The sequence below is a fragment of the Candidatus Arsenophonus nilaparvatae genome, assembly GCF_045346035.1.
GTDB classification, from domain to species: Bacteria; Pseudomonadota; Gammaproteobacteria; order Enterobacterales; family Enterobacteriaceae; genus Arsenophonus; species Arsenophonus nilaparvatae.
On record NZ_CP158507.1, the window covers coordinates 2,469,636 to 2,483,029 of the forward strand.

Genomic DNA, 13,394 nt, shown 5'->3' on the forward strand with positions numbered 1-13,394 from the left:
GTGTAATAAGTTTTATCAAACAGATTATTCAAATTAACGGTTAGCGAAAGCGCTGGTGTTAAATTGATAACGCCCCTTCAAGTTAACAACAGCAAAGCTTGCCTGTTCAGCTTTAACCGGTTTCTTACGCAGCCCATCGAGCAGCTACCAAGTCTGATCTTGCCAGTTAACGCCACCACCAATCGTTAGGTTATTCATCACTTCTGGCAAAGTGTAAGTTGAAAACAGTTTAAATAATCTATTTGGCGTTTCTCTATTGATACGTTTACCATCTGAATCTACACCTCGGAACTGGGTATAACCGGCATAAATTTTCCAATCATCGGTGATCTGACCGCTGACTTCAACTTCAAAACCTCGGGTTTTAATACCATCAATAGCATAATAAACCCTAGCGCCATCCGGACGTCGCGGAGCATTGTTATCTAATTGGATAAAGTTATTCTGCCGGATCTCAAATAGTGCTAATGAATAATCGACACCATTATCCATCGCAATACCCTTAATTCCTAGCTCAAAATTTTACCCACTGACTGGTTAATGGTTGAAACAGTCAGACTGGAATCTAAAGTTAGCGCATTGTTACGCCGTGCTATTTATTGATGGCTTAGTAAAAAACAATAATGTCAAACCGCTCGCATACTTGACGTACAATATTAACTATATGTGAGTGATCCTTGTTTATTCTATCTTTTCAGTAATTATTTTTATTTAAATTTTCTGTCACTTTTTCCCAGTAGACGTGAAGCCTGCTTTATCAATGGTAAATCGACCATAACTCCTTCTACCTGAAAAGCGTAATTATCTTTCGATTGCTCAATAACCTTATTGGCCCATTGTTTTTGCTCCTCACTTGGCGAGAACACTTTAGCTACAATAGAAACTTGTTTTGGATGAATACATAATTTCGCACCAAAACCTAATGATTGAGCGTGTTGTGCATCAACAGACAAAGTATCGGATGAAAAAAAATCAGGGGTTACACAATCAATTGGAGCTGAAAGGTTAGCAACACGTGAGGCTACAACAATTTGGCTCCGTGCGTAAAGAAATGCATCCGACGTTTGCTGACAGTTTATATCCAGAGAATAATCCAGAGAGCCAAATGCTATTCTTGTAATACCACTTGTAGCAATAGCGTAAGAGCAGTGTACTCCTCGGGCTGTTTCGATGATGCCAATAAATGGGAGTTCTGTCAGTTTATCTGTTAAATGATTTTTTATTCTATCTATCGTATCGCCAGATTCCATTTTGGGCACCATAATACCTGTTATCGAAGCCCCCACTAATGAATTTAGCATTTTTACATCGTGAATAAAGTCAACACATTCTGGATGGTTAATCCTGATATAAATTTTCGTTGTAATCGAATCCCCATTCACAGTAGCAAACCAACTCACAATATTCTCACGCCCATGAGTTTTTTCTGCAGGGTGAACAGAGTCTTCTAGGTCAATAATTATTGCGTCGGCACCGCATTCAAGAGCTTTAGAAAATAACTCCTTTTTATTTGCAGGGACAAAAAGATATGTGACATCTTCCTTCATAAAAACCACCTAATCTGTTGATAATAAATTAATTTTATCCATTTTGCAAACTGGTCACGATAATAGACAATACGAATGATAATGATATTTATTATCATTTACATGAATTAATTTTGATGCTAACTTAGTGACTTGAATTTTTCAAGACTCGTAACGTGATTAGTATTATTTTTTCAAAAAGTATGATTTTTATAGTTTCAACACTCTAACCTAGAAAGAGAAAATGATGGAACAGCCAGGGAAATTAAGCACGAATAAGAATAATCATACCAATTTATTTGATTATTCAATGCGCAACGCACTGACCAGAATAGTCCGATGCCTTTTTGCAGAAAAGTTATTGGATGTGACACAAGTTATTATTTCTAATAATCAGATTTCATACCCTCTTTCTGATGGCATTAGCAAACTTCATTTTGAAAAAACAACAATTTATCCAGCCAATACAATTATTAATAGAGGGGATATATTCCTTGAAAGTTCCAATGGCCATAAAGTACAGATTCAAACACATGAACATTTGATTGATATTATTCTAAATGATCTTGATTTCAGGCCAACCATGGAAGGAATAAACCAATTCAATGATGATGTCGCAAATAGCATCCACAATGACAGAATGGCTAGAAAACACAGGAAGAATTGGCGGGCAACTATTGCCAAAAAAATGGCAAAGGATGATGAAAGATTTTTTACCAAATGGGTAATGGCACACCATGATATACGTGATGGAGCGACTCTCCTCGATCAATGGGGAGCACTGGAAGGACATCCCTACTATCCAACCTGGAAATCTCGTCCAGGATTGAATGAGCAGGATATTGAAGATTTATCTGCCGAATTTGGTGCTCGAGTTACCCTTCGTATAGGGGCTTTACGAGCAGACATGATATATTGCGAAAAAATGCCTCATGTTAAAGATATTCATCAATGGCTTTCAGAGGTTTTTCCTGATACTTGGCCGATATGGTGTGAGTGGTTGAAAAATGAAGGACTCGAACCTGGCATGTGGCTTCCCCTTCCTCTCCATCCATGGCATCTCAAACACTGGATCCATAAAAATTTTGCGAAAGAAATTAAAGATGGAATACTCCTGACCGATGGCCCTATGCTTGAAACAGCTCCTTCCATGTCATTCAGGACTATGCTACCAACCTCATCTAAATTGCCTTTTATCAAATTACCAGTCGCAATCTGGATGACAAGTGAAATGCGCAGTTTGCAAGCTAAATCGATTCATATGGGTCCACGCATCAGTACAATCATTGATGCGATCTTAAAAGCAGAAAATGGCTTTGATGGTATGCTTGATTGCTTCCGTGAAGAGGCTGCATGGCATTTCCTTCATCCGGAACGGAAAAATGATGCGGAAGGTGAATTCCTTTCAGTCGTATTCCGCAACACATCACCTTGGCAAATAGAGTCTAATACGCTGGCAGTAACGGTCGCGGCGTTATTTACCGAATTACCTCACCGACCACTACCAGTAGTCAGTGAATTTATTGAATTATCGGGTCAGGATCCGAGTAACTGGTTCCGTAATTATGCGTACATTGTGCTTAAACCTGTCCTGGCAATGTATCTGATTTATGGAGTAGCTCTCGAGGCTCATCAACAAAATACTCAGATTTTGTTTGATGAAAAGGGTATGGCGCAGGCAATGCTTATTCGTGACTTTGGTGATGGCCGCACTTGGGCTCCTGCTCTTCGTAAACAAGGTTATGAACTTAAACCTTATTCATGGCCAGGTATTTTATCCACTGTATTTGAAGACGACATTGAGCCCGTGAGAACATTCGTCGTGGATGCTTGCTTTGTTAGTCACTTACACGAACTTGCTTGGTTTTTGACCGATCTTTATCACATTACAGATAATCGGATGTGGAACATTCTCGGTGAAGAACTAGAACGTGTTTTCAACGAACTACGACCACGTCTTGATGAACAATTCTGGGATCAGGAACGACAGCATTTCATGCATCACCCATGGTTCACGCGTTCATTAATGAAAATGCATTTACAACAATATACCGATTACCGTATACAACATGGTCTTAATAACCCTCTGCTCGCCTGATAAGAGTGATTTCTGAGAATAAAGCGATGACAGTAAATCGTAATAAAACTATTTTGCTATGCCATCTAACTACTTTTGTTTTTACTAGCCACATTACGCTGAGCGCTGCCAGCGAGGAGGAACCAATTGTTGTTATCGGAAAAACATCAAATGCAACTGACGATGGCGATATTATACAACGAGCCAATATTGGCCTGTTAGGAAGTAAAAACGTACAAAATACCCCGTTCAGTATCAAAGGTTACACTTCTAAATATATTAATGATCGTCAAGCCAAAACGCTTGGAGATGTTATTCAACACGATTCGTCAGTCCGTGTTACCGCTCTTTCTGGCGGTATTCTGGATTCCTTTATGATAAGGGGATTTCCTCTTGGTGAAGGTAACATTGGTGAAGTCGCACTGAATGGTGTTTATGGTGTTGCTCCTAACTATCAACTCTTAACCCAATATCTTGAATGCATTGAGGTGCTTAAGGGACCAGGTGCTGGGCTGTACGGTATGTCACCTAATGGCGGTGTTGGCGGTGTAATCAATGCAGTAACTAAACGTGCAACCAATAGGGATGTTACTGAGATTACAACAACTTGGGAATCAGATAGCCAATTTGGTACCTACATCGATGTTGGCCGATTATGGTCAAATCCAGATGGTGAAATGTGGGGAATTCGTTTTAATGGTGGAGGTAATAGTGGTAATTTATCACTAAATAATGCCAGTAAAAATACAGCTCTTGGCGCACTTGCACTTGATTATGCAAAAGGTGGATTCCGGGTATCTCTTGACTTACTGGATCAATATCAGCACGCAAAATCACCTAACCGACCTTTTACCGTTTCCCCCAATATTGATGTCCCAGCAGCTCCAGATGGAAAGACAAACATTGCTCAAAAGGGAATGTGGTGGAAGATCCGTGACCAAGGTGTATTACTCCACACTGAGTACGACATTAATGATAATGTAACCTTTTTTGCTAACGCAGGAGGTGGTCGTTCTTTTGTCTCACGCATATCGGAACAAACACCAAACATTATCAATGAACGAGGAGATGTCGTATCAACTATTACTAATTTTCGGTTTAATGTAAATCGTTACACTTTAGAAACCGGTGCTAAGAGCTATTTTACAACCGGACCAGTAGAACATGAGATGACGTTTCAGGCCAGTTACTATCATGATCGCCTAGCTGTTGCTAGTACATGGGGACAAAAGGTTAATTCCAATATTTACTCTCCAACAGCAGAAGATGTCACTATGCCACCTACCCCAACTCATGTACCCAAAATATCTTCAAACCAACTGAGTGGTCTGGCATTAGCCGATACGCTTACACTTCTCGATGGCAGTGTTGATATTATCCCTGGTATTCGTTTCCAAAGAGTTCGTTCCGATAATTTTTCCGCTAACGGAGAACGCTCATCGACGTATGACGAATCGGCCTTTACCACAATGCTTGGACTGGTCTATCGACCATGGCAATCTTTGTCACTATACGCAAACTATATTGAAGGACTTAGTAAAGGCGATATAGCTCCTGGAACTGCTAAGAATGCAGGCCAGGTTATGCGACCTTATCGCTCAAACCAGTACGAAGTTGGGGTCAAATATAATCTAGGTGAACTTCTGATTAACCTTGCACTCTTCCAAATAACAAAACCAAGTGGAGCAATTGATAGTAATAATACCTTCAGCACTAACAATGAACAACGCAACCGAGGGATCGAACTGAATCTTTCAGGGGAACCATCGGAGGGTCTACGCATGACAGGAAGTCTCTCACTGATTGATGCTGAACTGACTAAATCACCAACCTCTGGTGTTCGAGGTAATAAACCTGTTGGCGTATCTCCAGTACAAGCAAACCTAGGCGTGAAATATGCCTTACCAGTATTAAATGGACTTTCGCTGAACAGTCAAATTAATTACAGCGGAAAACAGTATGTCAATCAGGCAAACACTCAGTCTATTGGTTCATGGATAACTGTAGATATGGGGGTTGCCTATAAAACTCAAGTTTATAGTATTCCGGCCACCTTGCGTTTTGATGTGCAGAATGTGTTTGACCGTCATTACTGGGCAGGCGTTGCTTCCTACAGCACGATTGCACAAGGCGCTCCACGCACTTTTCTTGCTTCAGTAACCGTTGATTTTTGAGGTAATAAAAATGTCTTCACTACTCAACATTGCTAATCCCCAAAAAACTTCCTGGCAGGTAAACTTTGCCAGAGATTTACCTCCCTACCTCGATCCAGTAATTACTGACTGGTTACTACAGTCACCAGAAATTCTTACCTGCTTAACGGATATGTATAGCTCGCCACTCAATATCGTCTGGCCGCATACTGTGGCTAATAATCTTAAAGCTATGGCTGCGGTTACAGCGAGTTTCGGTATTAAAAGTAAATTTTATTATGGGGTAAAAGTTAACAAATCACAGGCACTACTACAAGCTGCAGTATCTGCTGGAGCTGGTGCAGATGTTTCCAGCCTCCAGGAATTACATGATGCCATACGTGCTGGATGCCATGGAGTTGATCTGTGCGCAACTGGGCCGGCCAAAACGCGTGATTTTTTGCAGGAACTAATTCTTAAGGGGGCACGGATTGCGGTAGATTCTTATCAGGAACTACGGGATATTATTGAACTTGCTCAGATCTGGAGAGGAAATTTCGAAAAAATTAGTCTATTGCTACGACTGCGTCCAGATGCAAATTGCTCCAGCCGTTTTGGTATGTTAAGTGATGAAATTATCATCGCTCTTCATTCTCTGGCAGACAATAAGCACCTAGAACTTGCTGGTTTTCATTTTCATCTCAGCGGTTATGCTCCTGAAACAAGGGTTAGTGCTTTGCTTGACACCTTACCATTAATTACATACGCCCGTAACCTTGGATTAGATCCTCGAATTATCGATATCGGAGGAGGGTTACCAGTACAGTATGTAGAAAGTCAGTGTTACAAAACTTGGTTATCCTCACAAAAATTTGCAGATTATCGTACGGGTAAGATTCCTGCATGCTTTTACCCATATGGTGGTGAACTCAATGCTGAACAATGGTTAACAGTATTTCTAGAGAGTCAAAACGCTGTAGGTGATCGTATATCTGATATTTTGTGTAAGGAAGGTTTAACACTTTGTATTGAGCCAGGTAGAAGCCTGGTAAATCAGAGCGCCATAAGCGTATTTCGAGTATGTCGAGTCCGCCCTCACACCGATGACAGTTCTGTTATATTTGTTGAAGGTAGTAGTTTCAGTGCTTGCGAGACCTGGTTTAATTCTGAATTTCTGATCGACCCAATCCATCTTCGATCCAGTAATCACGCTCAAAATCACTCACCAGGGAAAGCATGGATTGCTGGGCATAGTTGCCTGGATGAAGATGTCATTACTAATCGACTGATTTCGTTTCTTCACTTACCTCAACCTGGGGATCTTTTGGTCTTTGTTAACACTGCCGGTTATCAGATGGATTTACTGGAAAATCAATTCCATCGTCATCCACTTCCAACAAGACTTACCGCATTGATGAATCCCAGTAAGAAATTGATGTTCACCGTTGACAATTAAGGAATTTTTAAATGATTTTCAGCAAAGTAACTGATTTAATTGGCAATACTCCTGTCATACAGTTGCCATTGACACAAGCAGACTCCCGGTTATACATCAAAGTCGAGAAAAATAACCCTGGTGGTAGTATGAAAGACCGTATGGCCAGAAATATGATTGTTGCGGCACTTAAATCTGGGCGCATCCAACCGGGTGGAACGATTGTTGAGTCATCTTCTGGAAACACCGGTATTGGATTAGCGTTAGCCTCTATTGAATTTGGTCTTAAATTTATCGCCGTTGTCGATCACCATGCTGCTCAGGACAAAATATCCATTATGCAAGCGTTGGGGGCTGAGATCCGCTATGTTAAAGGTGACTATGGTGAAAATGAAGTCGCTGTTATTGAACGCCAACGTATGGCCGCCGAGATTGCCAGTGAAATATCAGGTGCGGTCTTTATGAATCAATCTGATAATGCCGCCAACGCAGGTGGGTATGCTGATCTGGTTCGTGAAATTGTCCACCAAATTGGTCGGGTTGACGCATGGGTAGGCTGCGTCGGCACTGGTGGTTCGATAACGGGTATTGCACACGGGCTCAAGATTCATAATCCTGATACTGTCACTATCGCTGTTGAACCGGAAGGTTCCATCGTATTTGGCAAACCAGGCAAGCCATATTACCAGTCAGGGACAGGAACACCAAAAGGGGATACGGTTGGTCTAGTGCTAGATTATAGCTGCATTGATTACGGCGAACAGGTTTCTGATGCTTGCGCTTTTGAAACAGCCCGTTATCTTGCTCGACGTTTTGGTTTATTGGTTGGCGGTTCTACTGGGGGAGCAATTTATAAGGCGCTAGAACTAATCGGTAAAGGGATAATCAAGGGCAATGTGGCGCTGGTCATCGCTGATGGAGGTGAAAAATATCTGCACACTATTTTCAATGAAGAATGGCTTAAAGAACGAGATTTGACTGCTCCAGAAATCTGGGATCAACTTGATAACTGGTTTGCTTCTTCCGCAATTCTGGAGTGTAAATCATGATCGCTGAGTATAAACTGAAAGTAACTATCTGTGGTGCTGGTAATACCGGTCACCTTGCAGCGGTTTTATTCAGTCAAAATCCTAAAGTCGACGTTACGCTTTTCAGCAGCCAACCCGAATTTCCTGCCACCTATAGAAAAAATGGTAGGCAAATTCATGCGTTATTGAATGACGGAACCCTATTAAAAGCGAGTCCCTCTTGTGTAACAGCGTGTCCTTATGAAGCTTGCCGTGATGCAGATATTATTATAATTACTACACCAATTCATGTAAGAGATAATGTACTAAAACTTATTCAGCCAGCACTGCCACGTAATAAACCGGTGTTTGTCGGTGCAATTCCTGGTTTTGGTGGTTTTGACTGGCTGGCAGAGTATCATTTAGGAACTCTTCCTAACATCGTATTATGGGGGATGAAAGATGTTTCCCATATTGCTTTTGAGCTTATCCGGGGGAAAAGTGTCAAACTTGGTGGCGCTAAATCACATCTTTATGTTGCATTACACCGTAGAGAAAAGCCAGAAATGGCTGAAATATTAATTGGTTATCTAAACCAACTTTATGAATCACCTGTGATGCTACTTGCTGATTACCTCGAAATTACCCTAACTCCAGGTAATCCAATTATGCATGGCTCCGTAATTTACGGTTTAATCGGTCCATGGGGGCAGTGGCACAAACATTCCTTTAGCCATATCCCTTGTTGGTGGAATGATTGCCCAGAGTTAGGTGCCTACTTCCTTGCCCGTTGTGATGAAGAAAATCAGTTGCTACGTAAAGCAGCTGAGGCTGCACTTCACATCGATCTCAGCTCAGTACAACCTTTGCAGCAGGAAATCGTCGAGGCCTACGGTGATCTTATTGCTGATTCTCGTACATTGTTAAGTGTTTTAAGAACGAATCAGGCATACGAAGGAATTCCGCTCCCTCTGATTAAAGCTAAAAATGAAGAAGGATATGTTTTTGATCAACACCATAGAGTCTTTCAGGAAGATATTGCCTGTGGTCTTAGCCTTTTGGTTGCTATTGGAAAACGCCTTAATGTGCCAGTGCCTTATATCAATGAAATCTATCTTTGGTGTTGTGAGTATATAGGGGAAAACAGTGCCACCGTCCCTATCCCCGCCAGTTGGCCGGAAATTAGGGTGGTAACAGAATGCGCGTGACAGGTAGCGTAGTGTTTATTGTTCAGTTCTTGTTTATCGTACAATTGCTCTCAATGGGCGCAATGGAGATGAGCGGACCTTTCTGGCCGTTACATTTAGCAAGTATGACATCGCAGGAACTGCTGAGTTTTGCCGGCACCGGTGTTTATATTGCCCCTATGCTAGGCATTATATTGACAAGCGCGTTCTGGGGGCGCGTTGGTGACAGGATCGGTAATAAAACAATGATGATCCGCGCACTGGCTGGCCTTGCTCTAACGCAGTTAGGACTCGCCTTCGCAAATGATGTATGGATTGTACTTATTCTGCGTTTTGTTCAGGGCGCTTGTGCCGGGTATATCGCTCCAGCACAGGCTTATGGTATTGCCATGGTACCGGCATCACAACATACACGTTTATTCGCATGGTTGCAGGTTTCTACCAATACAGGAGCACTTTTGGGTGCTATCACTGGCGGAGCTATTCTCGATCTATTGAGCTTTTTCTGGATCAATCTGAGTGCATCCATTATTTGTGCTCTATGTGCTCTTTTGGTGCTCCTAGTATTACCTGATGATGGCCCGACTAAAAGCACATCGACCGCCTCCCCTCTCCCAGAAGGAAAAAACACTTTACGTACCGTCAATAATAGAGCAATGGTTGGATTATTGCTTATTCTTAGTCTGCTATTAATGAGCAGAATGATAACGCAAACCCCGTTTTCACTTTATGTTACCAGCCTTTTCAATGCTCCGAACTGGTTGATAGGATTGGCATATGGTCTACAGGCTACTGGTGTAATCGTTTCTGCTACATTTTGGGCACGGTGGTTCGAACCTCATAATATGCACGCCACCCTAAAGCGTATGTTGAGCATAATAATCGGTTGTTTCCTTATAACCTTGCTGCTTGCAGCTGTGCGTCAAACTGGGTTGTTTATTGCCCTCTATTTTTTGTGGGGAGTATTGCTTGGCGCAACAACACCCATACTAACCGCATTAATCTCTCGTGCCGCGGCCAAGGGAGAACAAAGTTATGTACTTGGCCTGACACAAAGTATAAGCCAGTTTGCTTCTATTGCGGGTATTGCTCTTGGTGGAGTAACTCTTCTTTGGCCAGGATTGCCTGCTTTGTTTATTTGTGTCGCTGTAATGTATCTCATCACATTTTTTATCACGTTGAAAGTTAGCCACTCCTCCAAAGAATCAAATAAATCTATAGGGTATGAGCTATGATAGTAAGGTTTTTATTTTTTACCATACTGCTAATTTCTTCCAGTGTACAAGCGGAGCAAATAGCTACTCCGGTGACCGATCTCCTCGGTAGAACTGTGTCAGTCAAACTTCCGGTTCAGCGCGTGATCCTAGGCGAAGGTCGACAACTTTACCTTGTTGCAATGTTAGATAAGGAAAATCCAGCTAAGCGAGTGGTTGCCTGGAGAAAGGATTTAATTCAGTCAGATCCAGCGACATGGCAACAGTATCGAAAACGTTTTCCCCTTTTGGAAAAAATCCCTACTTTTGGTGGTAGCGAACAGGGAACTTTCGATGTAGAGCTGGCCATTAGCCTCAAACCTGACGTTATCATCATGAACATGGATGCAAGAAAAGCGATCGTAGATTCAGGATATGAAGCGGCGCTTTCCAGCGCCGGGATCCCTATCGTCTATGTTGACTTTCGTTATGAACCAATAGCACATATTCCCCCGACGGTAAAACTGTTTGGCAAACTGTTTGGCAAAATGGAGCTTGCCACCGCCTACCTTCAATTCCGTGATATGGAGCTAAAACGTGTAACCTCCCAGGTAAATAAGTTAACGTCTCCCCTACCTAAAGTGTTTCTTGAGCGTCTAGGGGGATATTCAGATGAGTGTTGTATGACGTTTGGTAAAGGAAGTTTTGGGCGATTTGTCAAACTTGCTGGGGGAGAAAACATAGCTGCATCGTTATCTCCAGGTTCCTTTTTTACCATCAATCCAGAGCAGATAGTATCAGCTAATCCCGATATAGTAATTTTGACCAGTGGTAATTTTCAGGCATCAGTACCTGGTGGGCGATGGATACCTCTCGGCCCTGGTGCGGATATTAAAGAAGCCCAAACTAGACTAGCATGGTTTACTACCCGCCCTGCCTATAAAAACAGTTCAGCTCAGCATAATAATGCATTTTTCGCTATTTGGCATCAGTTCTACAACAGTCCTTACGATGTCATTGCCATCCAGCAATTAGCAAAATGGATCCATCCTGAACTATTTAGTGAACTTGATCCCGATGATACATTTCGTCGTCTTCATCATGAATTCCTTCCCATTCCGTACTTAGCAGGATATATGGTTAGTCTGAAAGCAGAGGGGCATAATAGTGACACTTTGTCTGACACAGCTTCGCGCTGATACTCCAGGAACGGAGCATGTCATCCATTTTAATAATGCCGGGGCAAGTTTAATGCCTGAACCAGTTATACGTGCGATAAAGGAACATTACTCCAGAGAAATCACCATCGGTGGCTATGAAGCTGCTGTGATCCAGCGACAGTCAATTGAAAATGTCTATCAGGAACTAGCAACGCTTATCAATGCAAAACCTGCTGATATCGCACTGATGGAGAATGCGACTCGTGCCTGGCATATGGCTTTTTATTCTTTACCATTGAAATTTGGTGACACTCTTCTTACCTCAACAACTGAGTATGCAGGAAATTATATACCTTATCTGCAAAGACAAAAACGAGATGGTATAAAGGTTAAAGTACTGAATGAAGATGAAACTGGTGCTGTTTGTTTGGAACACCTAAAGAAAGCATTGGATAATCCCAATGTCCGATTAATAAGCCTACCATTGCTTGTTACACATGGTGGACCGATACAACCCGTCGAGGAAATTGGTGCACTCGCGCGTGAAGCAGGCGTATGGTTTTTTCTGGATGCCTGCCAGGGAATTGGGCATTTACCATTGGATATCAAAAAAATTGGCTGTCATGTACTAACCGCTTCTGGTCGCAAATACTTACGTGCTCCACGTGGTACTGGTTTTCTGTGGATAGATAACATATTAAGCTCAACTATAGAACCAATATTGCTTGATCATCATGCCGCGAAGCTGGAAAGTGCTAATCATTATCGCATTAATCATAGCGCACGTCGTTTTGAATGCTGGGAAGCTAATATTGCGGATCGTCTTGGTCTGGGAGCTGCAGCCGCATATGCTACATCATTAGGCCAGGAAAATATAACTCAACGAATTCTTCATCTTGGTAAACAACTTAGAACCGGTCTGAAGGATTTACCTCACATTCAGATACATGATTGCGGGAAATATTTATCTGGGATTGTTACGTTTACCGTCAAGAATATTATTCCAGAAAATGTACAAAAGTATCTATCCACTCATCCACGTCGTATGAATGTTTCCTGTTCACGATTTAATTCAACATTTATTGATATGAAAATCGTGGACTTGACGCTGTCGTACGTGCATCTGTGCATGCATACAACAGTGAAGAAGAGATTGATACCCTACTTAACGTACTTGCTGATATCAGATGAGGTAAACATGATATATAACGTAGTATTGCGACCACTTGCATTGATCCGTCCATCTGAAGAGGTCAACATTGAACATGTAGAAATATTAGTAGAGGAGATTATTCACTGTCAGAGATGGATAACGGCTGTCCCAATAGAAAAACAAACTGGGATTATTATGGATGGTAATCATCGATATTGTGCTGCATATCGGTTAGGTCTAGCATGTCTTCCTTGTGTCATGCTTGATTATACCTATGAATGTGTAAGTGTTTACCACTGGTGTAACGGTGAGCCTTTTTGCCCTGAAAAAATTAGAGAACATATTGTAAGTAAAGGGAAAATATTTCCATATAAAACTACCAGACATCTATTTTCTCCAGAACTTCCTGTTGTTGATTTTAGTATTCAGCAGTTGCAAAACATGCCCGTTACATATTCTTAAATACATTAAGGTAATGGCTGTTATAAATGCTGACAGTGAAAAAGCGCTGTCAACATTTATAA

Annotated in this window: 10 protein-coding genes; 8 read left to right on the top strand and 2 right to left on the bottom strand. The window is 41.7% G+C overall.

The genetic code is table 11. The features are described 5' to 3' along the window. Nucleotides 1-144 precede the first annotated feature (144 nt). Together WH390_RS11605 and WH390_RS11610 are read right to left on the bottom strand one after the other, a co-directional pair. Nucleotides 145-492 (bottom strand): TonB-dependent receptor domain-containing protein, encoded by a 348-nt coding sequence (locus tag WH390_RS11605; RefSeq protein ID WP_032116112.1) that lies wholly within the window; start codon nucleotides 490-492, stop codon nucleotides 145-147. A 215-nt stretch (nucleotides 493-707) separates the two neighbouring features. Beyond that, nucleotides 708-1,547, bottom strand: a complete 840-nt coding sequence (locus WH390_RS11610) for a CoA ester lyase (protein WP_032116111.1) — start codon at nucleotides 1,545-1,547, stop codon at nucleotides 708-710. Between the two features lie 223 nt (nucleotides 1,548-1,770). Between WH390_RS11610 and WH390_RS11615 the strand changes: the two genes are divergently transcribed. Genes WH390_RS11615 through WH390_RS11650 form a run of 8 tightly spaced genes read left to right on the top strand, consistent with a single transcriptional unit; the run spans nucleotide 1,771 to nucleotide 13,332 of the window. Further along, nucleotides 1,771-3,624, top strand: a complete 1,854-nt coding sequence (locus WH390_RS11615) for an IucA/IucC family protein (RefSeq protein WP_406850585.1) — start codon at nucleotides 1,771-1,773, stop codon at nucleotides 3,622-3,624. A gap of 26 nt (nucleotides 3,625-3,650) precedes the next feature. Further along, complete coding sequence (locus tag WH390_RS11620) at nucleotides 3,651-5,777, top strand: TonB-dependent siderophore receptor (RefSeq protein ID WP_081932911.1); 2,127 nt, start codon at nucleotides 3,651-3,653, stop codon at nucleotides 5,775-5,777. Between the two features lie 10 nt (nucleotides 5,778-5,787). Beyond that, entirely contained in the window at nucleotides 5,788-7,191 is a 1,404-nt protein-coding gene (locus tag WH390_RS11625; RefSeq protein WP_032116110.1) for a Y4yA family PLP-dependent enzyme, read from the top strand. Between the two features lie 11 nt (nucleotides 7,192-7,202). Beyond that, on the top strand, nucleotides 7,203-8,219 hold the full coding sequence (locus WH390_RS11630; protein ID WP_032116109.1) for a PLP-dependent cysteine synthase family protein: 1,017 nt from the start codon (nucleotides 7,203-7,205) through the stop codon (nucleotides 8,217-8,219). After that, on the top strand, nucleotides 8,216-9,385 hold the full coding sequence (locus WH390_RS11635) for an NAD/NADP-dependent octopine/nopaline dehydrogenase family protein (protein WP_032116108.1): 1,170 nt from the start codon (nucleotides 8,216-8,218) through the stop codon (nucleotides 9,383-9,385). The genes WH390_RS11630 and WH390_RS11635 overlap by 4 nt, the downstream gene beginning before the upstream one ends. Next, nucleotides 9,376-10,599 (top strand): MFS transporter, encoded by a 1,224-nt coding sequence (locus WH390_RS11640; RefSeq protein ID WP_032116107.1) that lies wholly within the window; start codon nucleotides 9,376-9,378, stop codon nucleotides 10,597-10,599. Before WH390_RS11635 ends, WH390_RS11640 begins: the two co-directional genes overlap by 10 nt. Beyond that, nucleotides 10,596-11,756, top strand: coding sequence for an ABC transporter substrate-binding protein (locus tag WH390_RS11645; protein WP_052044932.1), 1,161 nt, complete (start codon nucleotides 10,596-10,598; stop codon nucleotides 11,754-11,756). Before WH390_RS11640 ends, WH390_RS11645 begins: the two co-directional genes overlap by 4 nt. Next, nucleotides 11,725-13,332, top strand: coding sequence for an aminotransferase class V-fold PLP-dependent enzyme (locus WH390_RS11650; protein WP_202962594.1), 1,608 nt, complete (start codon nucleotides 11,725-11,727; stop codon nucleotides 13,330-13,332). The genes WH390_RS11645 and WH390_RS11650 overlap by 32 nt, the downstream gene beginning before the upstream one ends. Nucleotides 13,333-13,394 lie beyond the last annotated feature (62 nt).

Bases quoted from the DNA above. Each gene is read 5' to 3' on its own strand.
- WH390_RS11605 (WP_032116112.1), bottom strand. From the start codon at position 492: ATGGATAATGGTGTCGATTATTCATTAGCACTATTTGAGATCCGGCAG.
- WH390_RS11610 (WP_032116111.1), bottom strand. From the start codon at position 1,547: ATGAAGGAAGATGTCACATATCTTTTTGTCCCTGCAAATAAAAAGGAG.
- WH390_RS11615 (WP_406850585.1), top strand. From the start codon at position 1,771: ATGATGGAACAGCCAGGGAAATTAAGCACGAATAAGAATAATCATACC.
- WH390_RS11620 (WP_081932911.1), top strand. From the start codon at position 3,651: ATGACAGTAAATCGTAATAAAACTATTTTGCTATGCCATCTAACTACT.
- WH390_RS11625 (WP_032116110.1), top strand. From the start codon at position 5,788: ATGTCTTCACTACTCAACATTGCTAATCCCCAAAAAACTTCCTGGCAG.
- WH390_RS11630 (WP_032116109.1), top strand. From the start codon at position 7,203: ATGATTTTCAGCAAAGTAACTGATTTAATTGGCAATACTCCTGTCATA.
- WH390_RS11635 (WP_032116108.1), top strand. From the start codon at position 8,216: ATGATCGCTGAGTATAAACTGAAAGTAACTATCTGTGGTGCTGGTAAT.
- WH390_RS11640 (WP_032116107.1), top strand. From the start codon at position 9,376: ATGCGCGTGACAGGTAGCGTAGTGTTTATTGTTCAGTTCTTGTTTATC.
- WH390_RS11645 (WP_052044932.1), top strand. From the start codon at position 10,596: ATGATAGTAAGGTTTTTATTTTTTACCATACTGCTAATTTCTTCCAGT.